This is a genomic window from Anabaena sp. 4-3, assembly GCF_001597745.1.
Classification (GTDB): Bacteria; Cyanobacteriota; Cyanobacteriia; order Cyanobacteriales; family Nostocaceae; genus Trichormus.
In genome coordinates, this window is the sequence record NZ_LUHJ01000047.1 from 173,438 (window position 1) to 199,948 (window position 26,511).

At 43.2% G+C, this 26,511-nt stretch carries 22 protein-coding genes and 1 pseudogene; 11 read left to right on the forward strand and 12 right to left on the reverse strand.

What is annotated here, in order from left to right; genetic code table 11:
- The 3 genes and pseudogenes from A3775_RS25040 to A3775_RS12955 all read right to left on the reverse strand — a co-directional run.
- A pseudogene (locus tag A3775_RS25040) lies at nt 1–147 on the reverse strand (Uma2 family endonuclease); the annotation flags it as partial.
- Between the two features lie 13 nt (nt 148–160).
- Nucleotides 161–835 (reverse strand): Uma2 family endonuclease, encoded by a 675-nt coding sequence (locus A3775_RS12950; RefSeq protein ID WP_066377059.1) that lies wholly within the window; start codon nt 833–835, stop codon nt 161–163.
- Between the two features lie 13 nt (nt 836–848).
- Complete coding sequence (locus tag A3775_RS12955; RefSeq protein WP_066377056.1) at nt 849–1,646, reverse strand: Uma2 family endonuclease; 798 nt, start codon at nt 1,644–1,646, stop codon at nt 849–851.
- A gap of 165 nt (nt 1,647–1,811) precedes the next feature.
- Between A3775_RS12955 and A3775_RS12960 the strand changes: the two genes are divergently transcribed.
- The 4 genes from A3775_RS12960 to A3775_RS12975 all read left to right on the forward strand — a co-directional run bounded on the left by A3775_RS12960 (nt 1,812) and on the right by A3775_RS12975 (nt 4,829).
- Nucleotides 1,812–2,003 carry a DUF2862 domain-containing protein gene (locus A3775_RS12960; protein WP_066377054.1) on the forward strand — a complete coding sequence of 64 codons (192 nt, stop codon included), beginning with the start codon at nt 1,812–1,814 and terminating at the stop codon, nt 2,001–2,003.
- A gap of 87 nt (nt 2,004–2,090) precedes the next feature.
- Nucleotides 2,091–3,191 carry an ArsA family ATPase gene (locus A3775_RS12965; protein WP_066425257.1) on the forward strand — a complete coding sequence of 367 codons (1,101 nt, stop codon included), beginning with the start codon at nt 2,091–2,093 and terminating at the stop codon, nt 3,189–3,191.
- A gap of 257 nt (nt 3,192–3,448) precedes the next feature.
- Nucleotides 3,449–4,459, forward strand: a complete 1,011-nt coding sequence (gene chlG / locus A3775_RS12970; RefSeq protein WP_066425259.1) for a chlorophyll synthase ChlG — start codon at nt 3,449–3,451, stop codon at nt 4,457–4,459.
- An 82-nt stretch (nt 4,460–4,541) separates the two neighbouring features.
- Nucleotides 4,542–4,829, forward strand: coding sequence for a hypothetical protein (locus A3775_RS12975; RefSeq protein ID WP_066425274.1), 288 nt, complete (start codon nt 4,542–4,544; stop codon nt 4,827–4,829).
- Between the two features lie 166 nt (nt 4,830–4,995).
- Here the strand turns inward: A3775_RS12975 and A3775_RS12980 are convergent, their stop codons facing one another.
- The 4 genes from A3775_RS12980 to A3775_RS12995 form a co-directional block, all read right to left on the reverse strand.
- On the reverse strand, nt 4,996–5,952 hold the full coding sequence (locus A3775_RS12980) for an alcohol dehydrogenase catalytic domain-containing protein (protein WP_066425261.1): 957 nt from the start codon (nt 5,950–5,952) through the stop codon (nt 4,996–4,998).
- A gap of 128 nt (nt 5,953–6,080) precedes the next feature.
- Nucleotides 6,081–6,650, reverse strand: a complete 570-nt coding sequence (locus A3775_RS12985; RefSeq protein WP_066425262.1) for a hypothetical protein — start codon at nt 6,648–6,650, stop codon at nt 6,081–6,083.
- A 415-nt stretch (nt 6,651–7,065) separates the two neighbouring features.
- A complete protein-coding gene (locus tag A3775_RS12990; RefSeq protein WP_066425265.1) occupies nt 7,066–7,866 on the reverse strand; it encodes an inositol monophosphatase family protein in 801 nt (266 codons plus the stop codon).
- Nucleotides 7,867–7,888: 22 nt separating this feature from the next.
- Nucleotides 7,889–9,319, reverse strand: coding sequence for a BCD family MFS transporter (locus A3775_RS12995; protein ID WP_066377044.1), 1,431 nt, complete (start codon nt 9,317–9,319; stop codon nt 7,889–7,891).
- 161 nt (nt 9,320–9,480) lie between these two features.
- On the opposite strand from A3775_RS12995, the gene A3775_RS13000 reads away from it, so the two are divergent.
- Nucleotides 9,481–10,428, forward strand: coding sequence for an aldo/keto reductase (locus A3775_RS13000; RefSeq protein WP_066377043.1), 948 nt, complete (start codon nt 9,481–9,483; stop codon nt 10,426–10,428).
- Nucleotides 10,429–10,924: 496 nt separating this feature from the next.
- Here A3775_RS13000 and A3775_RS13005 read toward each other — a convergent pair whose 3' ends face one another.
- Nucleotides 10,925–12,460 (reverse strand): DEAD/DEAH box helicase, encoded by a 1,536-nt coding sequence (locus tag A3775_RS13005; RefSeq protein ID WP_066377041.1) that lies wholly within the window; start codon nt 12,458–12,460, stop codon nt 10,925–10,927.
- Between the two features lie 54 nt (nt 12,461–12,514).
- A complete protein-coding gene (rimO, locus tag A3775_RS13010; RefSeq protein ID WP_066425266.1) occupies nt 12,515–13,840 on the reverse strand; it encodes a 30S ribosomal protein S12 methylthiotransferase RimO in 1,326 nt (441 codons plus the stop codon).
- Between the two features lie 756 nt (nt 13,841–14,596).
- Here rimO and btpA point away from each other — a divergent pair.
- From btpA to A3775_RS13030, 4 genes are all read left to right on the forward strand, one after another.
- Complete coding sequence (gene btpA, locus A3775_RS13015) at nt 14,597–15,460, forward strand: photosystem I biogenesis protein BtpA (RefSeq protein ID WP_066377038.1); 864 nt, start codon at nt 14,597–14,599, stop codon at nt 15,458–15,460.
- A 173-nt stretch (nt 15,461–15,633) separates the two neighbouring features.
- A complete protein-coding gene (locus tag A3775_RS13020) occupies nt 15,634–16,623 on the forward strand; it encodes a vitamin K epoxide reductase family protein (protein ID WP_066377036.1) in 990 nt (329 codons plus the stop codon).
- A gap of 785 nt (nt 16,624–17,408) precedes the next feature.
- A complete protein-coding gene (locus tag A3775_RS13025) occupies nt 17,409–19,604 on the forward strand; it encodes a CHASE2 domain-containing protein (RefSeq protein WP_066425268.1) in 2,196 nt (731 codons plus the stop codon).
- A 520-nt stretch (nt 19,605–20,124) separates the two neighbouring features.
- Nucleotides 20,125–20,364 carry a hypothetical protein gene (locus tag A3775_RS13030; protein WP_066377030.1) on the forward strand — a complete coding sequence of 80 codons (240 nt, stop codon included), beginning with the start codon at nt 20,125–20,127 and terminating at the stop codon, nt 20,362–20,364.
- A gap of 57 nt (nt 20,365–20,421) precedes the next feature.
- Here A3775_RS13030 and nadB read toward each other — a convergent pair whose 3' ends face one another.
- The 3 genes from nadB to A3775_RS13045 form a co-directional block, all read right to left on the reverse strand.
- Nucleotides 20,422–22,095: an L-aspartate oxidase gene (nadB, locus tag A3775_RS13035; protein ID WP_066377270.1), complete on the reverse strand. Its 1,674-nt coding sequence runs from the start codon at nt 22,093–22,095 to the stop codon at nt 20,422–20,424.
- A gap of 188 nt (nt 22,096–22,283) precedes the next feature.
- A complete protein-coding gene (gene psbU, locus A3775_RS13040) occupies nt 22,284–22,712 on the reverse strand; it encodes a photosystem II complex extrinsic protein PsbU (protein ID WP_066377268.1) in 429 nt (142 codons plus the stop codon).
- Nucleotides 22,713–22,968: 256 nt separating this feature from the next.
- Nucleotides 22,969–23,748: a DUF3120 domain-containing protein gene (locus A3775_RS13045; RefSeq protein WP_066377028.1), complete on the reverse strand. Its 780-nt coding sequence runs from the start codon at nt 23,746–23,748 to the stop codon at nt 22,969–22,971.
- A gap of 415 nt (nt 23,749–24,163) precedes the next feature.
- Here A3775_RS13045 and A3775_RS13050 point away from each other — a divergent pair, with 415 nt between their 5' ends.
- Together A3775_RS13050 and A3775_RS13055 are read left to right on the forward strand one after the other, a co-directional pair.
- Nucleotides 24,164–25,399, forward strand: a complete 1,236-nt coding sequence (locus A3775_RS13050; RefSeq protein WP_066377026.1) for an RNA-guided endonuclease TnpB family protein — start codon at nt 24,164–24,166, stop codon at nt 25,397–25,399.
- A gap of 87 nt (nt 25,400–25,486) precedes the next feature.
- Nucleotides 25,487–26,449, forward strand: coding sequence for an undecaprenyl-diphosphate phosphatase (locus A3775_RS13055; protein WP_066377025.1), 963 nt, complete (start codon nt 25,487–25,489; stop codon nt 26,447–26,449).
- Nucleotides 26,450–26,511 lie beyond the last annotated feature (62 nt).

Sequence of the window (26,511 nt, forward strand, 5' to 3'; positions counted from 1 at the left end):
TGTGGCTTGTCTACCTGTTAGGTATTGTTTGATTACTTCTAAAGTCGTCAGAATTGCGTAGAGATGAATGTAGGATTCTGCCAAGGGTTCACCGTCTGAACAGGGATATTCAATGTTGGGATTGACTAATTTGATGGTTGTGGTCATGGCTACCTCTGAATTAGGGTAGGTTGTCTGGGTCTATTCCTTGCGATCGCAAATATTCTGCTAGTCTATCAGCCCGTTGGCGTTCTTGTTCCGCTCGTTGGCGTTCTTGTTGTAACTGTTCGGCTAGTTCTGTAGGTTTGAGTAATTTCTCACCCGTATCGAGACGATAAAATCCCAATAATTCCCCCTCGACTGTTATCCGCAATTGTAACGGTTGACATATCCCATCGGTAATTAATTGATAAGTCTCACCCTCTAACCTATATCCCCGTAACTTTTCTGAAATCCATTCGCCTTTAGGGTCAAATAACCAATATTCTCCAATTCCTAACTGTTCATACAGGTTTTTCTTTTGTTCTTGGTCTTGTTTTTGCGTTCCTTGGGAAGTCATCTCAAACACTACCTGGGGAACTTGTCCTTCTTCCCAGACTTTATAACTATCTCTACCTCCAGGCGGCACATCAAAAATTACCATCACATCCGGTGCTACTCTGAGTCTAGGAAAACCTTGAGCATAGTAGAGGAATTGATTAGCCAGGACGGTGGCTTGTCTGCCTGATAGGTATTGTTTGATTACTTCTAGGGTAGTCAGAATTGCGTAGAGATGGATGTAGGATTCTGCCAAGGGTTCACCGTCTGAACAGGGATATTCAATGTTGGGATTGACTAATTTGATGGTTGTGGTCATGGCTACCTCTGAATTAGGGTAGGTTATCTGGGTCGATTCCTTGAGTACGCAAATATTCCGCTAATCTATCAGCCCTTTGGCGTTCTTGTTCCGCCCGTTGGCGTTCCTGTTCCGCCCGGTGACGTTCCTGTTCCGCCCGTTGACGTTCCTGTTCTGCTGTTTCATTCAGCGTCAACACCCAACCTGCTGCATTGTACCAACGTAACCATAAACCCGTTGTCTGTTGATAAGTACCCTGCCAAAGACCTAATCCTATTTCTAACTCTTCTAACCATAAACGGTTCTCTGGTAAAGGTATTGCCTGATAACGACTACCATTGAGTCGAAAAGCCCGGAAATGATTTTCATAGCGGTCATAAACAACGTAGTAGGGAACGCGCAAAATGCGTTCATATACTTCCCACTTAGTTGGGGGTTTGTTGACTTCTCGTAGTGTTTGCCCTAAATCTTCCTGTTCTGTACCGGGTGAAAGTAATTCCACTACTAAAAATGGAGCAACACCTTCTTGCCAGATAACATAACTTAAACGTAGGTCTTGCTGTTGATTAGTATTAGGTACTCCTAAAACCATGTACCAGTCAGGACGCTTATACCATAAAGTGTGACGGGGGTCATAGTAAAGATTTAAGTCGCTAGCAAGTAAAATTTCCTCCGATGAATAGTTAGGAGGTTGACAAGTTTCACTGAGCAAATCTGCTTGTATACGGTGAAATGCGTCTGGCAAGCCTGATTCCCCTACCAATTCACTCGGTAAATCATACATCGTGGGCATGGTTTCTTGGGGTGGACGGGGTGGATCAGTTTGATACATGGTGACATTATCTAGACCAACTGATTGCGAGTTAATTTAATTTTAAGCTGTGAGTCAGTGGTCAATAGTCAACAATCATTGTTAATTTTGAATTTGGAATTTTGAATTTCGGAGAGTGCCAGATTCAGCTAAACTAATTGTTGGTTTATTGCGTTTTATCTAGGCATGGAAATCGGACAAAAGGTTAAGGTATTTCGTTTGCGCGATCGCGTTTCTGCTGCCATCGCTCAGAAACTAGGAAAAGTTGGTGTGATTGAAGGTTATAAAGTTACCGATGGTTGCGGTATTGGCGTAGTAGTGAAGTTTGATGATAATACTTCTACTTGGTTTTTTGAAGATGAAATCAAACCTGTATAGTCACAGCAACTCAAGGTAGAAGCTAAGAGTATTTGCCTAGTGCTAAGTTGGAATTGAAAAGACCAGTGGTAATTGGAAATCAAGATAATGTCCCAGATATTGACATTTTTGGGCGCAAGCAGCATCTCACGTACCAAAATAGCGATCGCATCTGCGAAATCATTAGCAAGTCAAGGTAAGCGTGTACTTCTAGCAGGATTAGCAGAACCCATACTACCCATTCTGTTAGATCAACCCCTTGCACCAGACCCCCAACAAATCGCACCCAATCTAGACGTTGTACAGTTTCAAGCTTCTGTACTCCTAGAACGCAGTTGGGATGAAGTGAAAAAACTTGAGGCGGAATACCTCAGAACGCCTATCATAAAAGATGTCTATGGTCAAGAACTGGTAGTATTACCAGGCATGGATCATGCCCTGGCTTTGAATACTATCCGTGAATATGATGCCAGTGGTAAGTATGATGCGATTATCTACAACGGCACTGGTGACGCTTCCACCCTGCGAATGTTTGGGATGCCAGAGTCATTAAGCTGGTATGTCCGGCGATTCCGGCAATTAATCGTCAATTCTGACTTAGGTAAAAATATTGCTGAATCACCCTTGATTCAACCACTCATCTCCAGCTTTTTCAATATCAACTGGACAGCAGATAACTTTGCTCATCCTACCAACCAAGTCAATAATTTCTTAGACAAAGGAAAAGCGGCTCTTGCTGACCCCAAACGCATAGCCGCCTTTTTGGTGACTACAGCCGACCCGCTAGAAGTGGCTAGCGTCCGTTATTTGTGGGGCAGCGCGCAACAAGTCGGGTTAACCGTTGGTGGTGCGATTCAAATCTCCTCCCAACCTAACACCAATTTTTCCGAGGAATTCACGCCGTTAAGTGTGAGCGTTGTGCCTGACTTGACAGATGGTAATTGGCAACCATTAATAGATGCTCTACCTGATTTTGTTGAGCAAGCAGTGCAAGCCCCTAGCCCAATTACTATTGATGTTCACAATCTTCAAGTACGCTTGTTTTTGCCAGGATTTGATAAAAAACAAGTCAAACTCACCCAGTATGGGCCAGAAGTGACTGTAGAAGCTGGCGACCAACGGCGGAACATCTTCTTACCTCCAGCACTGAGTGGCAGACCTGTAACTGGGGCGAAGTTTCAAAATAATTATTTGATCATTTCTTTCTAGGTACTGGGGACTAGGGACTGGGTATTGGGGACTGGGAAGCGGAGGAAGCAGAGGGGGATGAGGGAGATGAGGAAGATGAGGGAGCGAGAGAGGCAGGGGAGCAGGGAGCAGGGAGCAAGGGGGAGAAGACTTTCCCCTTTTCCCCCTGCACCCTGCCCCAATTCTTCTGATTTCCCAATCCCCAGTCCCCAGTCCCCAATACCCAGTCCCCATGCCCCATTCCCTAAGCCCTATGCCCAAATACATAATTAATTCTTATGTCAGAACTAACTCCCATAACTCCCGATTCTAATTCTGAAGCCAGTGCGACGACAGGCGATCGCACTGCCAAAACCCGGCAATTATTAGGGATGAAAGGTGCTGCACCAGGGGAAACTTCCATTTGGAAAATCCGCTTGCAATTGATGAAGCCGATTACCTGGATTCCTTTAATTTGGGGTGTGGTCTGTGGTGCGGCTTCTTCTGGTAATTACACCTGGAGTCTGGAAAATGTCTTAAAGGCAGCAGCTTGTATGTTGTTGTCTGGGCCATTGCTCACGGGTTACACTCAAACCCTAAATGATTTTTATGACCGCGAAATTGATGCCATCAATGAACCCTATCGCCCTATCCCTTCCGGCGCAATTTCTGTACCGCAAGTAGTTAGTCAGATTATTTTCTTATTTCTGGCTGGCATTGGTCTAGCCTTTGTGCTGGATTTATGGGCGGGTCATGAATTCCCCAATGTCACAGTTTTGGCAATATTTGGCTCTTTTATCGCCTTTATCTACTCTGCACCACCACTAAAACTGAAACAAAACGGTTGGTTGGGTAATTATGCTTTGGGTGCTAGCTATATCGCCTTACCTTGGTGGGCTGGTCATGCTTTGTTTGGCGAACTCAACTGGAAGATTATGGTTCTCACCCTGATTTACAGCTTGGCAGGATTGGGCATAGCTATAGTCAATGATTTTAAGAGTGTAGAAGGCGATCGCCAACTCGGTTTAAAATCTTTGCCTGTAATGTTTGGTGTCAACACCGCCGCCCGGATTTGTGTGGTAATGATTGATGTCTTTCAAGGTTTGATTGCTGCTTATCTAGTCAGTATTCATGAAAATTTATATGCAGCGATTTTGGTACTGTTAATCATTCCCCAAATCACCTTCCAAGATATGTATTTTCTACGTGACCCCTTACAGAATGATGTCAAATACCAAGCCAGCGCACAACCTTTCTTGGTTTTAGGAATGTTGGTGACAGGTTTAGCATTAGGTCACGCAGCAATTTAATTATACTTCTGTAGCAAGAAGTTAGCTTGACAGAGTTAGGAGTTAATATACTTCTAGCTCTTCATTTTTGTTAGAAATTGCCGTGCTGGAATTGATATCTTTACTGCTCAGAGGGATTCAACCACTTTTAGTACCGATTTGCTTTGTTGGTGCTTGGCTGATAATTGTTCTCGTTCTTTGGAGTCTATGGACAGCCACACGCGACAGCATCACCACAGCCAAAAAAATGCACAATATACCCTGTCCTGGTTGTCAATTTTTCACCAATGACTACCGCCTCAAATGCACTGTCCACCCATCCATCGCCAATACAGAAGAGGCCATCCATTGTTGTGATTTTCAAGCCAAGACGAATTCTCTCATGTACTAAGGGTGTAGGGGAGATGAGGGAGATGAGGGAGATGTAGCTTGCTTCTCTTACGAGACGCTACCGCGTTCGCGTAGCGTATCCGTAGGATTCACCCGCAGGGTGGGAGATGAGGGAGATGAGGGAGAATTTAACTAATGACTAATGACTAATGACTAATGACTAATGACTAATAACTAATCTCTAACAATACCTTTAAAACTCCTCGTTGCTGGGCTTGTGCAAAAGCTTCTAGTCCTTCAGTGAGGGGGTAGGTTGCATGAATTAGGGGTTTTACGTCAACTTTCTCTGCGGCTAACAACTCCAGTGCTGCGGGAAAGGGGCCGCAACGAGAACCAAGGAGAGTAATTTCATCAACTACCAAAGCGGAAGCATCTAAACTGAGGTTGCCAGCGTAGGTGCTTTTGAGTATGAGAGTACCACGAGGACGTAAACCGCGACGAGCGATCGCAAATCCTTCTGGGTTTCCAGTACACTCTACGGAAATATCAAAACTTCTATCTTTGACAGCATCAACTAAACCAGTTTTTATCCCCCTCGCCTCTAAATTAGCCAGTTTATCGCGGTGACGACCAATCACCAATAATTCACAACCTGTTAAAGCTAGTGTTTGTGCTACCAACTGTCCTAGTTTGCCATCTCCTACTACTAGCACACGGTCATCTGCACATATCTTTATCTGCTGCTGAATTTCCAATGCTGCGGCTAAGGGTTCGGTAAAGGTGGCAATATCTGTTGGTACATTTTCGGGTACTGGATGTAAATTTTCTATTGGTAAACAAAGATATTCAGCAAAGGCACCATGACGGTTGACAATACCCAATACTGTGCGGTTTTCACAGTGGGTTGGTTCTCCCCGACGACAAAAACGACAATAACCGCAAGCTGCGTTAATCTCTCCCACTACACGTTTATTAACAAGATGTTCCGCCCCCTGTTCCACCACACCGACAAATTCGTGTCCTAAAACACCTGTGTAGGGATAGTAACCTCTCAGTAGTTCTAAGTCAGTATTACAAATTCCTGCACGTAAAACACGCACCAGTGCTTCCCCTGGCGGCGGTTCGGGAATCTGAATATCTGTACGCAATTGTAATTGCTTATTTTCCAGCCAGAGTCCTTTCATTGTCGTGTTCCATTTAGACACTCACAGGCATTTTAACCACAATGAAAGTAGCTTGAGAAGGGACTGCAAGGGATTGAGTTCTAGGTTGACAATAATAACTGTTGTTAGCAAGCATTACTACAAGCAACTCAATTGTCTAATTCTGAGTGACTGGGAAATTTGACTTCAATTTTGCTTAACCAAATGATAAGGTCATTGGCATGAACTGCAATCTCGCTACCCAAGGTTTTGATATATAAAACACCATCGCTAATAATTAAGTCTCGGATCGGATACCATGAATTGCGGGTACGTATTAGCAGATCCAAGGGAATACCCAACTGTAATTTATTTTTGCTATATTTCCACCAAGCCCGCCACAAATATAATGATTTCGTACAGTGTAGACGATAACCTGGGGGTAGTTGGCAATATTCATAGCGATAACAAAAGCGTTCATCCATTTCCCCTGTGAGAATATAACTGGAATCTGCTAATACATCGTTCATTAATTCCCAATAGGATGAAGTTGATTTTATTAAGAATTCTACTTTTGTATGAGTAAGTTCGGCAGTAGCAATCACACCTTCTGATTTAGCTATGACTTGGTTAGTTTTGTAGACTATCTGCGCTTGCAAAGAAGTGTTAGCTAACAAAACTTCTTTTTTTTGGATAGATTGGTTAACAAACTCTTTAAATAAATCTAAATTAGATAACATGGCTTTTTTATCTTTGATTCACCATTTTACTTAAACTGTTGCTCGCTTACAGTCAGAAATTACCGTAACAAGATTGTTAATATATAATCACTGTAAACTTAATTGTTACCAAATCATTTTTCAGCATTAATTAAGTTGATATTGACAGTTTAAAATCCACGTAAATAGCTAAAGATGTCATTAGCTATTCACTCCAAATAATTATTTTGGTAGGCAAAATTAAATTCATTGCTGGCAACTCGAAGCAGCAACCAACAACATCTGATGAATGTGGAATTAATTGGGCTGAGGTACTTACAACATATACGTCGTCAAGCTGCAATATCCTGAAAAAATGCCCAAGTCGTCACTAGAAAATTTGGTGCTAGACGACTTAGGCTAATGGAAACGTGGTATAATTGGGGGCTAGTTAAATTTAGATTGCTTCAGTGTAAGGTGTAAAAAAAGAAACTAACTCTGAGCGACTAACCACGAGGGTAGGAAGAGAGCGATCGCGATAATCTTCTCCTGCCACCAACGGAAACGGCTGTGAATTGAGTGAAATCCAGCTACCACCAGCCGCTTGCACAATTACCCAAGCTGCTGCAATATCCCAGACTTTGGGTGTCGCCTCGACACCGCCTAATGTTGCTCCTGCCGCAACGGTGAGAAAATTATAGCTAGCTACACCTAGCATCCGAATTTTGCAGGGAAACCCTTGTTGCACCACAGCCAAACTGCGAGAACAGAGATTAAAAAAATGATTGCTGCTGGGAGCATCAATACTGGTATGAATGGGGTGATGATTGAGAAATGCTCCCGATGGTGTAGTTAAACCAGAACTACCTTCCCAAAATCCGTGAAAGGCTTGATTTAATGGTGGCACATGAACATAACCAAAAATTGGTGTGCCTTTATAGAGTAAAGCCAAGGAAATTGACCAGATGGGAATACCCCGTGTAAAGTTGGTTGTACCATCTAAAGGGTCAATTACCCAACACCAATCTGTACCAGGAAAAACCTGATCACCTTCTTCGCTTAAAATTCCGTAACCAGAGAAAGTAGAAGCGATCGCATCCCGAATTTCTTGATCTGCCCATTTGTCGGCTTGTGTCACCAAGCTACCATCAGCTTTTTGTAAAGCCTGTACCTGGCCGAAATCTTGCATTAATTGCTTTCCCACTCTGTTAGTAGTGGTTTGGGCAAAATCAACAACTGTATTCCAAAAATCATTCATGAATTAACGCTCACACAGAGGCTTAAGAGTCTAAATCACTTTCTAAGACAGAAGCGATCGCTTGCTTGGTACTGGTTTGAAATTCTGTCACGTTTACCCGATTCAGCAACGAAATTGACAGCACCATTCCCACAGCTTCTAGAAAAAATACCAGTCCATAAGCTAATTCTAATGTTGGTAGCAGTCGGCGGCCTAAATCTAATACTGTACCACCCACGACTACAGCTAATCCCCTAGAAACAGACTGCGCCAAACCCCAAGCACCTATAAATGTCCCGGCGGTTTCCGCCACTGTCAGATCCAGCATTAAGCTAATTGCAGCTGTAGTTAAAAACCCAGTTGCTAACCCAAACACAACTAAACCAAACTTCAAAAACGCCGGATTAGCGGAAAAACCCGACGCACCCAATAATAAGGCGGCGAATGCTACCAACACACAGCCCAAGCGTGCAGTTCTGCGTTTACCCAAGCGAGGTACAATTAGAAATCCTGTCACTCCGTAGGAAATCAAAATACCAGTACCATAAAAAACATTCAGTCTGGTACTTTCCGCTAAAGGCATTTTAAACACTTGACCCGCAAAAGGTTCAACAACTGGGTCTTGCATGAATAAGCAGAATGTCATCACCAGCAGAAAGGTAAAAAATAAAGCTGTTTGCGGACTAGCTGTTAAAATTTTCCAAGCTCCACCCAAGGTGATACTATCTTCCCGTTTGGTTGTGTGAGAACGTCTCGAAAAGAAAGAATACTTTTTTTCTACACCCCAGGTTGCCACAATTGACAACCCAAACACAATAGCTGGGACTACGATAAATAGCCTGTTAACTGCTGGCTCTAAATTAACTACGGTTGCTTCTGGGGTTAATTGTCTGAGTAAGCTAGAGCTAATAATTGCCCCGACAATAATCCCCACCATTAACATTGACCATACCACACCCACCACTTTAGAACGGTTATCTTCCTCAGAGATATCCACCAATAAAGCAGCGAAAGCTGTACCACTAGCGCAAATTGCTAAACCGTAGATAGCGAAAACTAAACCTAAAAGTGCTGTCCAGCCTATAGTAGCGGTTGTCCACACCCAGCCACTAGGATTATTAGCGACACTATTTAACTGCCAGATTATTTGTACAGCAAAAAAGGCGGCGATCGCAAATATCGCCGCACCCACCCACACATAAGCTGTACGATGATAACCCCACAACGGTTTAGCATCGGAAATCTGACCAAACCAAATGCGTGAAGGCGACACAAACGCAGGTAATGCTAGCACCAGCGATACCAACGTCGCTGGAATCGCTATTTCTTGAATCATGACTCTGTTCAGTACCCCCAGAGTCAAAATAGACATCATGCTCAAACCCATCTGAAACAAGCCAAGCCGAAACATGGTGAATAAATTCACTCTTTTAACTGACTCAGGCTGTATAGACTCAAAATTGCTAGTTGCCATTGATACTTCACTGAAAACACTACAGAATTTAGCCTTTCTTTAACTTAAGATAAACCCTGCCTGTCTCCACGCTGTCAATTTTCATGCTGTAGTAACTTCTCGATGATGCTAAAGCTACACTAAAAAAGTAAAGAAATGTAAACCAACTCAAATTTGCTATTGTGGAAACTATCAAACTAGGGAAAAATGGCCCGTCTGTCACACCCCTGTGCCTTGGTACTTGGGCTTGGGGTGATAAACTGTTTTGGAACTATGGCGACGAATACGGCGCAGAACAGTTGCAAGCAGCATTTACCGCCGCTTTAGAAGCAGGTGTCACCTTCTTTGATACCGCCGAAGTTTACGGACTAGGATTATCAGAACAATTTTTAGGTCAATTTCTCCAGCAAACACAGCAGCCTGTACAAATTGCCACAAAATTCGGCCCCTTACCTTGGCGATTTAATGGACAATCTGTTTCTGATGCGTTAACAGATAGTCTCAAACGTCTGCAAGTTGAAAGTGTTGCACTGTATCAAGTGCATTGGCCTTTTACTTTCTTTTTAAGTCAAGAAACTTTATTAAATACTTTAGCTGATGAAGTGCAACGGGGTAGAATTGCCGCCGTTGGTGTGAGTAATTACTCAGCAGTGCAAATGCGCCAAGCTTATGAAATATTAGGGGCTAGAGGAGTACCTTTAGCAGTCAACCAAGTTCGTTATTCTTTACTGACTCGCCAAATTGAAAGCGATGGTATTTTGGGAACTGCCAATGAGTTGGGTGTAACAATTTTAGCATATAGTCCCTTGGCTCAGGGATTGCTGACTGGGAAATATACGCCTGAAAGTGCTGATAATCCTAGTGGAGCGAGAAGGTTAGATCCTAGATTTAGTAAGGAAGGCTTGCAAAAAATTGCACCAGTAATTTCTTTATTACGTAGCTTAGGGGAGAAATACGATCGCACTCCTGCCCAGGTTGCTTTAAATTGGTTAATTGCTCAGGGTAATGTTATTCCGATCGCTGGGGTGAAAACTGCTGCACAAGTTAAGCAGAATGCTGGGGCTTTAGGTTGGCGGTTAAGTGATGATGAAGTTCGGGAGTTAGAAATGGTTAGTTGTCGTTGGAAGTAGAGGGTTATTTTTTTTTAACGCGGAGGAGCGCGGAGGTTAACGCAGAGGGGAGGCAGCGTGTTGGGCGGGTTTCCCGACTTAAAGCGACTGCCGTCGCGCGGAGTGTTTTTTGTGATTTTGTATTTTCTCTGAGGTTCATTTCTGGCTTTTTATCTGTGTTACTCCAGTCTAGGCAGAGTAAAACTAGGACTCGAACGAGTTACTCGTCCAAGTTTACTTGGGCTTACCTAGTTGCTGAGTAATCGAATTGACTCAGCACTTTTTTTTCTGAAATGTCATCCGATGGACTCTATCACCAGATATTCCCGTGTATTAGTTCTATCTGCCGTTGTGGATGTTCAGCTTGTAGCTGCTCTAGGTTTGAGATTGTGAACATAGGATTAGAAATACTGCATCATTATCTATGTTCCTACAAGCTGATCAAAACGTTTAGCCGCAGTCAATTCATCAATAGCCAACAACTCTTAACTAATGACTAATGACTCATCACTAATGACTAAGAAGCTGATTCTTTAGTTGCGGATGAACCTAATTTGTGATTACCGGAGGAGACGGAAGGCTCACGACGACCTGAGCGTAGTTTTGGTTTGGGGGTAGAGCGTCTTTCTTCGTCGCCGTTTTTGTCGGATCTGTTCCAATTGGAACGGGGTTTGTCTCCAGAAAAGTCACGACGTTTTGCAAGTTTGGGTTTGGGAACAGATGCGGTTTCTTCGGGAATTTCCACATCCGCGCTTAACCAAGCTGGACGAGTTTGATCGTAAGCGATTTGTAATGCCGCAGCTGCGATCGCCTGTGCGTCGTATTGTTCGATGAGTTCGCTGATAATGGGCAAGAATGAAGCTAAACGCTCTCCTGCTAGGGCTTCTCTGACTTGTCCTTGCAGTTTTTGAATGTGGCGAGCTTCAATCTGCGCTCTTGTGGGAATTGACAGCAATTGCCAGCTTTGGCGGACATGGCGTTCAAAGATTTGCTGTTTACGACGCTCAAAGGGTTGTACTAAGGTAATCGCTGTCCCTTCTTTTCCGGCGCGGCCAGTCCGTCCAATGCGGTGAACGTAGGTTTCTACGCTGTCGGGAAGGTCAAAGTTAATTACGTGGGAGAGTTGATCTACATCTAAACCCCGTGCAGCGATGTCCGTGGCTACTACCCAGCGTACCTGACGATTACGGAATCTGTTTAGTAGGCGTTCCCGTGCTTGTTGTGATAAGTCGCCGTGATATTCGTCAACGCTGTGTCCAGCAGCTTGCAGTTGACTGGTGAGTTCGGCGGCGGTGCGTCTGGTACGGACAAAGATTAAAGCGGTTTCTGGGTCTTCCATTTCCAGAATTGGTTGTAAAGCTTTGGCTTTTGTCCAGTGACGGGGAATAAGATACGCTACCTGATTGATTTTATTTGGTGTGGCTTTTGGTTGCTCCACTGTGACTGTCACAGGCGATCGCAAAAATTTGTTAACCAACATCCGAATTGATGGCGGCATGGTAGCAGAGAATAGCGCAGTTTGCCGCTCGTCGGGGGCTTGAGATAAAATTCTCTCGACATCATCGATAAAGCCCATGCTTAACATTTCATCGGCTTCATCTAAGACAAACCATCTGACTTGATCCAGTTTCAGGCTACCCCGTTCTAGTAAGTCAATCACCCGTCCAGGTGTACCAACTACTATATGTACACCTCGTTTGAGTTGGGAAATTTGACGGTCAATTGATTGACCACCGTAAATTGCTGACACCCGCAAGCCACTGTTACCCACAAATTGGCTCATTGCATCGTGTACTTGAATGGCTAACTCGCGGGTGGGTGTTAAAACTAGGGCTTGCACAGCTCTTTGTTGGATGTCAATCCGCTCTAAAATTGGCAGGGAAAAAGCGGCTGTTTTGCCTGTACCTGTTTGAGACTGACCTACCACATCCCGACCTGACAACAGTTGGGGAATCGCTTGAGCTTGAATGTTGGTAGGTGCTGTAAAACCAATTTTTGCTAAGTGGTCAACACGTTCCTGTGAAATGCCTAGTTCTTGAAAAGAAAGATTCATCAACTCTCCTAGATTGTGTTCTTTTGCTTTGAGATTTGTAAATTGAATTGAAACTTATTGATAGCTATCAACAACTTCACCAAACAGGTCGTACTCATCCGCACCGTGGATTTTTACGGGTACGATAGTTCCTAATTTGGCTGGGCCATCAACGTAGACCTGACCATCCACTTCTGGGGAAAATCTGCCGGAACGGCCGATTAATTTCCCACTTTCAGGGTTTTCTTGCTCAATCAGGACTTCAACAATTTTGCCGATTTCCTGCTGATTTTTTTGCCGGGATATGGGCTGCTGGATTGCCATCAGGCGATCGCGGCGTTCATCCATGACAGCTTGTGGCAATTGATTCGGTAGTTTGTACGCTGGTGTTCCCTCTTCTGGGGAAAAGGTAAAGACTCCCACATGATCAAAGTCATGCTTTTGGACAAACTCTAGTAAATGCTCAAAATGTGCTTCTGTTTCTCCAGGGAAGCCTACTATGAATGTCGTCCGTAACACAGCTTCTGGTAGGGCTGTTTTTAAGCGGGTGATAATCTCATCATTGACACGCCCTTGCCAGGGGCGGTTCATTGCCCGCAAAATGTCTGGATGAGAATGTTGTAAGGGCAAATCCAAGTAAGGTAAAACGTTTGGTGTTTCTTGAATTGCCGCTATGACTTCTGGGGTTAGTCCAGTGGGATAGGCATAGTGCATTCTAATCCACGGTATATCCACTTCCCCCAAGGCACGCAGTAATTCGGCTAGTTTGGGCTTGCCGTAAATATCTAACCCGTAGTTGGTGGTGATTTGGGAAATGAGAATAATCTCTTGCACCCCTTGAGCTGCTAGTTGCTTGGCTTCAGCAACTATAGATTCTATGGTACGCGATCGCTGGTTTCCTCGCAGGTGGGGAATTATGCAAAATGCACATCGGTAATCACACCCTTCGGCTACTCTCAGGTAAGCAACGCCTTCTGTGGTAGTCCGGTAGCGCGGTGTAGTTTCATCAGCTATATAAGTTGGTTCTGCGCTAACGAGTTGAACCCTTTCCCCTTGCTCTACTCTTTCTATAACATTTACTATCTTATGGTAATCTCCAGTGCCAACTACAGCCACTGCTTCCGGCAACTCATCCAACAATTGTGTTTGGAAGTGCTGCGCCATACAGCCTGTTATGACAATTTTTTTGTTGGCTTCTGCTAATTCTACCAATGTTTTAACCGATTCTTCCCTCGCTGCTTCAATGAAACTACAAGTATTGACAATTACATAATCTGCTAACTCTTCATTTGTATCTACACCATAACCTGCTTCTACCAGCAGTCCTAACATGTGTTCTGTATCTATTCGATTTTTCTCACAGCCCAAGTGAGAAATTGCTATTGTTGGCTTTTCACCCATATTTTGAAAAAAGCTTCCATTTTTTTCTTGTTTTATGACACAAAGGGCAATAATCTCGCTCTTTGTGACTCGCACCCTTGCTGTGACATTGCTAGGCGTGGGTGTTCCACTCTCAGCAACTGCCTTTAAGTTTATGACCTTAGTTATTTCAGGTCATGTTATGATGTTTCTATTAGTTTGTTTCCCAGGGTAAAATTAAGTGTCTTTGGGTACATTTGACACTTGTAATTTTTCTTAACAATTCGCCTGTTGGTATTTTACATTACCGCAGCGTGTCTTTTGTTAATTTACCCATCGGGAAGCCGCCCAAAGGGCTGGTTGTGAGAAGTCGCTACCCTCTGGGAAATCGCGCTTGCGACTACGCCCAATAAAGCAGTAATGCTACCCTCATGCCCAGGCTTGGTCTACAACAAAGCGCAGACAATGTACCTAAACCAAGGGAAGCTGCCTTGCGTGTTGTGAGTGGCAAACTCCTCTTGTAGCCAGGTTTTATCTTAACATATCTTATGGTAAGTTTTACTTCCAATTCTGTCTTCAGGTGGAAGTCGTAAAACAACCACAATAAAACACATTTAATCGTAAAAAAGGGATTGTTAAGAAGCAGGGGAGCAGAGGGAGCAGAGGAGCAGAGGGAGCAGGGGGAGCAGGGGGAGCAGGGGGAGATGATTTCCCAGTCCCCCATGCCCCATGATGCCCAATGCCCCATGCCCAATGCCCAATGCCCCATGCCCCATTCCCGAACAATAGTTTAAAGACGTGGACTTATATCAGCTGTTTAAAACTCAAACACCAATTATTGGCGTGGTTCACCTGCTACCACTGCCTACTTCTGCTCGCTGGGGAGGTAGCCTCAAAGCAGTAATTGACCGCGCGGAACAAGAGGCGACGGCTCTGGCCAGTGGCGGAGTAGACGGTATTATGGTGGAAAACTTTTTCGATGCACCGTTTACCAAGAATCAGGTCGATCCCGCAGTTGTCAGTGCTATGACTGTGGTAGTGCAACGGATACAGAATTTAGTGACGTTGCCTGTAGGGATAAACGTTTTACGAAATGATGGCAGAAGTGCAATGGCGATCGCCAGTTGTGTCCACGCTCAATTTATCCGTGTCAATGTGTTGACAGGGGTAATGGCTACCGATCAAGGATTAATTGAGGGAGAAGCCCATCAATTACTCCGCTATCGGCGAGAATTAGGTACTGATGTCAAAATCCTGGCTGATGTTTTAGTCAAACACGCCCGCCCTTTAAGTTCTCCTAATCTGACTGTGGCTGTGAAAGACACTATCGAGCGAGGTTTGGCAGATGCGGTAATTTTATCAGGTTGGGCTACTGGTAGTCCTCCCACTCAAGAAGATTTAGAACTGGCTTGTGGTGCAGCTAATGGTACGCCCGTATTGATCGGCAGTGGGGCAACCTGGGAAAATATTGGTACACTGTTGCAGGCTGCCAATGGTGTGATTGTTTCCAGTTCCCTCAAACGCCAAGGTCTCATTGAGCAACCTATTGATCCCATTCGCGTCAGTCAATTTGTGGAAGCTGCCCGTCGGAGTTGGAACTCCAAGGGTGAGGGCAAATCGACACCATCAATTCAAAATTCAAAATTCAAAATTCAAAATTAAAGCATTTTTCAGGAGTAGGGAGTAAGGAGTAGGGGAGATTTTTCCCCACAATTGTTTACTTTTGACTTACCCTACGGGAAGCAGATGAAAGCGTCGTTGACTTTTGACTTGTTGATGTCCAATTCTCAGTCCCCAATCCCCAATCTCCAATCCCCAATCCCCAATCACAGCCTATGATTCGCCGTCGTTCTACTCCTTGGATTCATAAATGGTCGCGTTTCATCATCGCCGCGATCGCCTCACTTGGTGCATTGACTACTGGTTATTTAACTATCGAAAAGTTAACAGGCGGTACTGCTGCTTGTGTAGCCGAGGCTGGTACTAAGGGTTGCGGTGATGTCCTTTCTAGCCCTTGGGCTACGGTTTTCGGGCAACCCCTGGCTTTATTCGGGTTTTTGGCCTACACAGGTATGCTGGTGCTGGCTTTAGCTCCTGTAGTCTGGAAAACAGAAAACAACAGTAACCGTAAACAACTAGAAAACTTGACGTGGTGGTTGCTGTTAGTGGGAGCGATCGCCATGTCCGTCTTCAGTGGCTACTTAATGTATGTACTCGCGGCTCAAATCAAAGCTGTTTGTCCCTATTGTATTGGCTCGGCTTTGTTCTCTGTCAGCATGTTGACACTGACTATTATTGGTCGCACTTGGGAAGATGTTGGACAAATCTTGTTTACTGCCCTGATTGTGGGCATGGTAACGCTGATTGGGACTTTAGGTGTTTATGCGGGTGTGAACACCTCCGGTAACATTGCTGATTCCACTGATGGCAAACCTCAACAAATTAACTTCATCCCCCAAGAAAACCCTAATCCTGAATTTGGTTGGAAAATCACTACTACTTCTGGCGAGGCAGAAATCGCCCTAGCACAACATTTAGCAAAAGTAGGTGCTAAAGAATACGTTGCTTTTTGGTGTCCCCATTGCCACGAACAAAAACTACTCTTTGGTCAAGCCGCCTATGATATCCTCAAGGAAAATAATGTTCCAGTAGAATGCGCTCCTGAGAGTCCCAAGGGTAAGCCAGAATTGTGTCAAGCTGCAAAAATACAAGGCTTCCCCACTTGGATCATTAATGGTAAAAGCTATAGCGGAGTACAAAACTTAACCGAATTAGCAAAGGCTACAGGTTATACAGGCCCTAGCAACTTTAAATATTTCAAGTAATTGCCCAATTAATTCCTGTTTCGGATTACTTAATATTGATTTCATCAGTCAACTGGTTGCATATAGCAAATGCTTTCAGTTGACTGTTTCATTTTTATTTATCTAAAGTAAACAGCAAAAAGCTTGAGGACTTACGCAAGTGTCACATTAAATATAGTAATCCGGTTTGATTTGGGAATTTATTTGTGTGGGCAGAAAACAGAAAAGAAGGGTTTTAGTGTGTACTGAGTCTTGTTCGAGAATCAAATAGGATTACTAGATGTCTCCTAGGGTGCGTCAGACTGCTTAAATGCTGTCAATAAACAGATGTTGATATCTGACGCACCCTCCTATGATGCCAGTTGCCTAAGTCCTGAGCTTGATATAACTACCCATTGTTAATTGCTGAAAAATTTACCAGTATAATTACTCCAATCAGTAATTTCTCAAATTACATCTATTTTTAAGTAGATTGTTACAGGATGAGTTAAAAAATACACATGAATCGCAAATAACGATGGGTAATTACAAGTTCCTAAAAATCTACTTTTGTGATTAACCAATAATATTTACAGTTAACTTATTGTTACAGACAAGAAACTGCCAACTATAATTTTTAGTCATGAAATTTTATGAATTATCTTTCACCAAAAATAAACAGAATGATTGGCAACAATTACACTAAATTCAAAGTTTTTTTCTCCCATTCCAAGTTAATTATTGCTAGTTATGCTTTGTGCTAGCTATCAGATAGATAGTTGACATCTATAGTTAATCAAAATCTTTCTCCCTACTAGGTGATGGGAATGAGTCAGCGACTAGGCAAGGATATTGAGTGGTTAATTGTAGGACTAAAACAATTTCTGAATCGCAGACGCAGAGAATTGATTACTACCTCTAGCGTTATGGTGTTAGTCCTATTTATACGCTCTGTAGGATTACTACAATCCTTAGAGTTGGAAACATTGGATCAATTTTTTAATTTACGCCCCTATGAGTCACCTGATGAGCGAATTACGATAGTAGCGATTGATGAGGAATCTTTGCGCCAAGCGTACCCAATTCCCGATGGTATCATTGCTAAATTATTGCAAAAATTACAAGCTAATCAACCTCGTGCTATCGGCTTAGATGTTTACCGGAATTTGCCGACAGGGATTGGTTATCAGTCTCTGGTTAATGCTTATAAATCAATGCCAAATTTGGTTGGTGTGGAACTGCTAGTACCCAATAATCAAAACGCTAGTGTGCCACCGCCACCAAAACTCAACCCTCAACAAGTAGGTTTTAGCAACTTACTATATGATCCTGATGGTACAGTCCGACGGAGTTTGTTGTATTTGCATATTGACGACCAGCTACATGAAAGTTTTGCCTTGAAACTAGCTTTATTGTATTTAAAATCTGAAGGGATTAGACCGCAGCAAGCAGCTAGTAATCCAGAATATTTGCAGTTAGGTAAAGCAGTATTTCCCAGATTTCAAGGAAATGACGGTGCTTATGTCCAAGCTGATGCTAAAGGCTATCAAATTTTGTCTAATTTTCCCAAACCAGGTTGTCACGATGCGAGTAAAAATAACTGTGGTTATCGCCTAGTTAGTATGATGGATGTGCTAAATGATCGAGTACAGAGTCACTGGATTCAGAATCGCATTGTTTTAATTGGCTCTACTGCTTCTAGTCTCCAGGAGAATGTATTTACTCCTTATTCTAGTCGTGTGATGACAGCAGCCAAGCCTGTGGCTGGGATTGTATTGCAAGCCTATTTTGTTGATCAGTTAATCTCAGCTGCTTTAGACGGCAGACCATTACTAAAAGTTTGGTCAGATTTTGGAGAATGTTTGTGGATTTTTGTTTGGTCTTATATTGGCTGTGCCGCAACTTGGTACATCCGCAAACCGATTCTGAGTCTGTTGACGGTTCTATTTTGTTGTTTGCTGTTGATTATCAGTACATATTTAGCTTTTTTATTTGGTTGGTGGATACCATTGATTCCCGCATTGCTCACTTTTGGTGGTTCGGTGATTTGGATAACTTATCAACTTGCTTATATGCAGGAAAAGTTAAAACGCTCGAAAGAGTTTTTGCAGCAAGTAATAGATACAATCGCTGACCCGGTTTTTGTGAAAAATGAACAACTCCATTGGATAGTTTTAAATGAGGCTTACTGTCAATTTATTGGTTATCCCAATACTTTACTAATTGACAAATCAGACGTTGATTTTTTCCCTCAGCATGAAGCTGAGGTATTCCGACAGCAAGATGAGTTAGTGTTTTTAACGCAACGTCCCCAGGAAAACGAAGAAGAATTTACTGATGCTTACGGCAAGACACATCTGATTGCTACTAAGCGATCGCTCTATAAAGATGCAGCTGGTAATTATTTTTTAGTTGGGGTGATTCGTGATATTACTCAGCGTAAGTTGATGGAAGAAGAATTAAAACGGATTGCGGCTGATTTATTTCGCTCTAATAAGGAATTAAAACTCAAAGAAGACCGTTTACGTTATTTAGCCTATCACGATGCCCTCACAGGCTTACCTAATCGGAAATTCTTCGCTGAACAATTGCAAGAATCCATTAATTGGGCGCACAATCACAATTTATTACTAGGGTTACTGTTTATTGACTTAGATGGCTTTAAACAAGTGAATGATACCTTGGGTCATGAGATAGGCGATCGCCTGTTAGTCATTATTGGTCAACGACTTAACAATTGTTTACGTACTAGCGATACGGTTGCTCGGTTAGGTGGCGACGAATTTACCGTAATTTTAAACCAGATACCCAATACGCAAGTAGCCGCTAAAGTTGCTGAGAAAATTTTAGCCAGCATTACTGAGCCAATTATTTTAGACGGATACACTACCAGAGTCTCTGCTAGTATTGGCATCAGTATTTATCCTCTCAATAGCCAAGATGCTGATACATTACTCAAACAAGCAGATGCCGCCATGTATCGCGCCAAGCATTTAGGCAAAAACTGCTATGAATTAGCTTAAAAAAATTGGTTTCAGTTCTTCCACTTGTAAGCATAACAACATCCCTAAACACTTGCTTTGGGAAATTCCATCAGAGCGATACTCTGTGCTGTTTCGCTGTTTTCACTGACAACAGTTCTCAATCAGGAAAATAGTCTCTGTATTTTTACGAAATTGACATTTATAGTGGTTAGTAATTACACTTATAACAGTTAAGATTTTTTGCAAAAATTACAATCCAGATAATTCTCTCGTGGTAAATAATGAACACATATAATTTTTGGCTCAAGATTGCTTCTAACTGGAGAGAGATGCCATCTCTGGGTTTTTATTGTATTAATTAGTTGTCAAGCTGGTTTTCTGGGATCATCTTGAGTTGAAGTTGAGCCTCAGTAATACCTAATTGCCAGTTAATTACCTATGAGATATCAGTAAAACTTCACAAAAATTTTATTTTTTTTAAGGAAAAGTAGTTGAACCTACTGTATTTAAACAAAAACACCCTGAACAAATTCAAAATATTCTCCATTGAGCAAAGCCTATGACAACCAAATTAAAAATTATTGGTGTTGTGATATTTTGCATCAGTGCTTCTTTAATTATCCCTAAAGTTGCGGATGCAACAGGCAGGTTTCATAACTTGTATGCTGATGCTTCTAATACTACGGTCAAAAAAATTACTCATCTCTCTGGGGGAGATGATTTGAAAAATGCACAAGATACTTATATCCCAGCCAACTATGGTGCTCCTTACAGTGAGTATGGGACTGGGACTCGATGAACTACTCACCCCGATAAAGTTATCGGGGTGAGTTTCTCAATTCACCCCAGTCAAGTTTTAACTGCTTTGGATCGGAGATTTCCACCATTGGTGTTGTTGTATGAAAGTGTGAGCTTGCCACTCAGGATCTGAATGAGGATAATCTAGGCGGTAGTGTCCACCCCGGCTTTCAGTTCTAAAGGCGGCACTTTTGAGAATGAGAGCAGCGACATCTAGTAAATTGCGAGTTTCTGCCCACAGTCGTACTTGTGTTTCCACATCTGAAACATGGAAGCTAACAGGTTCGTTGGGGCGTAAAGATGCCAAAAATTGAGTCAAAGGTAAAGCGGCAAAATCTTGTTGCCAAGATTCTACAGCAGCAACTGCCGCAGATAAGCCGGATTGTTCTCGACAAATTCCTGCACTTTGCCACAGTAGACGCGGTAATTTTTCTCGAAGCACAGCCAATGTTGCTTGCTGAGTGTGCCACTCTTGATCATCAATTGTCAATTCTCGCAAGGGCAACATTGGTAACTCTGAATCGGTAACTGAATTTGGCAGTTGAATATGTGCAAACTGCGCTCCAAATACAATACATTCCAGCAACGAATTACTAGCTAAACGGTTAGCTCCGTGTACTCCCGTACTGGCAGTTTCTCCGACTGCATATAATCCCGGAATATTAGTTTGATTGATTAAATCTGTGACAATCCCACCCATCCAGTAATGGGCAGCCGGGGCAACGGGGATAGTTTCTTGAAACACATCAATACCCCAATGCTGGCACACTTTAATAATGTTAGGAAAACGTTGGCGAATTTTTTCGGGGGGAATCGGACGCATATCCAACCAGACATGAGCAGTGGCAGGATCAACCGCAGTACGTTGCAGATGGCTAAAAATGGCTCTACTGACTACATCTCTGGGTGCGAGTTCTCCAGCCGGATGATAGTCAAAGGCAAACCGCCGCCCTTCATCGTCAATTAGGTGTGCGCCTTCACCCCGTACCGCCTCACTAATCAGGAAGCGTCCGGGTTTAGTCAAAGCTGTGGGATGAAATTGTACAAATTCTAAATCACGGAGAATGGCACCAGCCCGCCAGGCGATCGCTACTCCATCTCCCGTACTCACAGCCGGGTTGGTAGTTTGAGCAAACACCTGTCCACCGCCACCTGTGGCTAAAATCACAGCCTTAGCCCGCACCCAGCTAATTTTTCCTTGATAAAACAGGCTAATACCTTGACAGTTACCAGTGTCGGGTGACAACCATAAACTCAAAGCCAAAGCTTGCTGAATGACTTGGATATTTTGCCGCCGCAATACTTGGGCGGTGAGGGTAGTTGTGACTTCTCTACCTGTGGTGTCGGCAGCATGAAGCACCCGGTGACGAGAATGGGCGGCTTCTAAAGTTAAAGCTAAAGCCTTGCCGTGACGATCAAAAGCTACCCCTAAATTCACCAAGGATTGAATACATTTAGGGGCGTGTTCCGCCAGAAATTTGACGGCGGCGACATCGCACAAGCCCGCGCCAGCCTGTAATGTATCCTCAATGTGGAGAGTAGGAGAATCATCAGGTGCGACGGCGGCGGCAATACCACCTTGCGCCCAATCACTGGCAGAGAGATTTACTGTTTCTTTGGTAATCAAACCGACTCGCAAAGATTCTGGTAGACACAGTGCTGTGTATAATCCAGCCGCACCAGCACCGACGACTAAAACATCAAATTCGCTAGGTATATCTATTTTTGACAAGGTGAGAAATTTTTGGGAATGGGGACGAATCAATTCAAAATTGAAAACTCAAAAGTTAGAGAAATGCCAGGCTATGGGGAATGGGCAAGGTTGATACTGATAGTTTAATTATCTCCTGATTTAACGAAAATTCCCACCCCCTAGAATGGGGAGTGGGCTACTATTCGCTAGATTAACTGAATTTGCGGTTATCTGTAGATACCGTTGTTAAAGCGATCATCGCCTTCGTTGAACACAGCTTCGTATTGTGTAACTGTAAAGTTACCTAAGTTAGCTTGCAGTAGTTCTTTTTGGCGATCGCTCAATCCAGGTAACTCCAACACATCCTCTACATTGGCGTAAGGGGCATTCTTGATAATTTTTTTCGCCAAAGTGGGGTACAACCCTGGATATTGTTGAAAAGCCCTGACATTGGTATTATTCAAATCAATTTTTTTACCAAATTCGGTTCCTAGTTTAGCATCTGCCCGGTTTCGCAGTTCAACTGCTAAAACAGGGACTTGCGGAACTACAAAACTTTGTACACCAGCAGCTTGGGCAATTTGAGTTGTTCCCAACCATCCCCAACAGCCAAGTAACAAACTAAATACTGTTAATAAACGCACCAATCCTTTCACGATTTTTTTACCTCTTTCCATCAAACTGAAATAACAGCGTTAAGCTTACAGCCGCCAACTATCCATAGTCCATCATCCATAGCTGTGACTATTGACTCTTGACTATTAACGATTGACTCAAAGCTGATGGCTTAATCAACACACAGCAGCTATCAGAAACTAATATACAGCTTATTAATGCCCACAATTTTGATATCAGTCAGGAAGCAGGGGACAGAACATATTTCTTTGTCTTCCTCTTTCCGATACCCTATGTTCACGCTGCTAAAGCAGCTATGAGAAATAGACTATCTACCAAAATTGTACTTAAGACTGCACCACCAAAAGCATACCAGTGGCGTTGCTTTTGGCTTAAGGGGATGACACCCGCCAACAGCAAGACTACAGCTAGGATAATTGCCGACGCTACACCCCAAGGTGTTTGGACTTGGGTAACGGCTGCTTGTAAAATTGGTGACACTTGGCTGGGTTCTACTTCCATGATTTGCCGCCAATAGGGGATTAAGTCTACTACATAAAAATACATATCTGTTAACACAGTACCGAGTAAAGAACCTAAATAGAACCAGTTACCAATTTTGCCCCAGTTACGGGCTAAACACCAACAAGCAAAGGGTAAACCGATGGATTCTACTGGTAGATGCCAGAGTGGTTCCCAGCGCAACCAACCCCAGTAAATTGAGCCAGCTAGCCAACTCCAGCTAAAGCCTAAGAGTAAATCTCCCCACAGATAAGTGCTAGGGCGTGACATCAAGTGAAAACTCAGCCACACCAAAAATCCTGTCATAGCTAAACTGACACCGGGTAGCGATCGCACCAATGGGGCTTCAATAAACACTGGCACTGATACTAAAAATACGGCGGCGGCAAACACCAACCAAATTTTTTGGGAATATAAGGCAAAGGGCAGAGAGGGTGAAGCTTTTAGTGTGGTTTCCAATTCTTTCAGGCTCCTCTGCCCCGTGTTACTTGGGCGTAATTCATGATCTACAGAGTCGGTAGAAGTAGTGTAGGGAAGCAAAGTATTATTAATCAAAATTTTAATAATTGTTACTAAACTTTATATTAAACAAAATACCATACCGAAAAATCCCCCTGGGGGGCATATTTATATTACTACGGTTTTAGCTAGGTGTCATGAAGTGGGGACTGTTGATGGTTGATAGTTGACTGTTGACTGGGTAAAAGAGATTCTTCCCCTGCTCCCCTGCCCCCCTGCCTCTATTGCACAGCAAACAGTAACATGAGATGCTTTGTGGAGTTATTTTCCTGGTAAGTTCCTTAGAGAGTTGTTTGTGTAATTATCTGTTAGGACAAGAAGCCCAAAACTCTGTCTCTTTAAAGCAGAGATGTGGGGCAAACGGCAATTAAAATTGCCGAAGCACAAACTTATCAATTGATATTTTATGTTAAACCTAGTAACATAAAAATGTGGTTAATTGGTCGATAGCATGATTGTTTACGAGTTCAAAGTCAAGGGGAAAGACAAGCAATATCGCGCTATAGACGAGGCTATCCGTACATCGCAATTCATTCAGAATAAGTGCTTGCGCTACTGGATGGATAACAAAGATGTTGGCAGATATGACCTCAATAAATATTGCGCTGTGTTGGCTGCTGAATTTCCTTTTGCTGACGAACTTAATTCAATGGCTAGACAATCTGCTGCTGAACGTTGTTGGAGTGCGATCGCTCGATTTTACGATAACTGCAAGAAGAAGGTTAAGGGTAAAAAAGGTTTTCCTCAGTTTAAGAAAAACTGCCGTTCAGTGGAATATAAATCAACTGGATGGAAACTTTCACAGACTAGAAAAGCTATAACTTTCTCAGATAAAAAAGGTATAGGCACTCTGAAGCTCAAAGGGACTTACGACCTTAACTATTACGACATCAAGCAAATTAAGCGTGTTCGTCTAGTACGTCGTGCTGATGGATATTACGCTCAATTCGCAATTGACGTTAACGTCAGGGTAGACACTCAACCCACGAATCAACTAGCGGGTATTGACCTGGGGCTAAAGTATTTCATTGCTGACAACAAAGGTAATGTAGAACAATCACCCCAGTTCTACCAGAAATCTGAAAAGCAGTTAAGCCGTGCAAATCGCAAAAAGTCTAAGAAGTTCAGTAAAGAAAAAAAGAAAGCCAAGCAAAGGCAGTCTAACAATTACCACAAAGCTAGAAATCGATATGCCCGTAAGCATTTAAAAGTAAGTAGGCAACGAAAAGAGTATTGCAAGAGATTAGCGTATTCCGTCATCCAATCTCACGATTTGGTGGCCTATGAAGATTTAAATGTGAAGGGTTTAGTACGTAATCGACATCTAGCTAAATCAATCTCTGATGCTGGTTGGTACACTTTTCGTCAATGGTTGGAATACTTTGGTCATAAATATGGGAAGGTGACAGTTGCTGTTCCTCCCCATCACACCAGTCAAAATTGCTCTCACTGTGGCGAGAAAGTGAAGAAATCTCTGTCTACAAGAACTCATGTTTGTCCGCATTGTGGGTATGTGCAAGACAGAGATATTAACGCAGCAATCAACATTTTGAGACTAGGACTCAGTACGGTAGGGCATACCGGAACTTACGCTTGGGGAGAGACTCCCTCTTGGGCGATTGGTGTCAACCTGTCGTCTAACGGAGACTCGTTGAACCAAGAATCTCCCGGTTTTTCATCGAAATGAGCGTAGCGTTCGCGTAGCGTGCCGTAGGCAAATTTCGATAACAGGGAGAGTGTCAATTGGTTAATTAGAGCGATCGCAGGTAGACTAATGAGTTTATTGAAACGTCAGTGGTTTGTGCTTCTAAGTGCAGTCTCTGCTGCTTTATCTATAGCGGTATTTCCCTTAAAAGTTCTCAGTACCCCAACCAACCCAGTCACACCAGGGGTACAACAAATGAATATATTGCAAGCGATTGTTTTAGGATTCGTGCAAGGAATGACAGAGTTCCTGCCAATTAGTAGTACAGCCCATTTAAAAGTTGTACCAGTAGCCCTAGGCTGGGGAGATCCGGGGGTGGCGTTCACGGCTGTAATTCAGCTAGGGAGTATAGCCGCCGTGTTGTGGTATTTCTGGGGTGATTTAAGTCGAATTCTCAAAGGAGCAACCAGAGCGATCGCTCAAAAAGATTACGATGATTATGATTTGCGCCTGTTGTTGGGGATTCTTTTAGGAACCCTACCAATACTTGTCTGTGGACTGTTAATTAAAAGGTTTATTCCCGACTTTGACAATTCGCCCATTAGAAGCCTAGCAGCGATTTCCATCGCCTCGATTGTCATGTCAATTTTATTAGGCTTGGCAGAAAAACTTGGTCAGCGTCAGCGAGATTTTGAAAACCTCACCATGAAAGATGGGCTACTCATGGGTTTAGCCCAAGCCTTAGCCTTAATTCCTGGCGTATCTCGTTCCGGTTCTACCCTGACTGGGGGGTTATTTATGGGTTTACAAAGAGAAACAGCCGCCAGATTTTCATTTTTATTAGGGATTCCCGCCATTACCTTAGCCGGGTTAGTCTCACTCAAAGATGTGGCAGACGCAGGTTTAGGAGATGGGGCAGTAATTCCCCTAGTAGCGGGGGTGATTTCGGCGGCTATCTTCTCTTATATTGCGATCGCCGGGTTAATTCGCTTCTTAAAAACTCAAAGCACTTGGATATTTATCTGGTATCGGTTGATATTTGGTGTGGTAATCTTGGGTGCAATCAGTGCTGGACTGTTGAAAAATAGTTAACCAAATCGGCGTAAGTCCCCACCTATATGAATGTTAGGTGGGGATATAAGCCGGGCTACGAC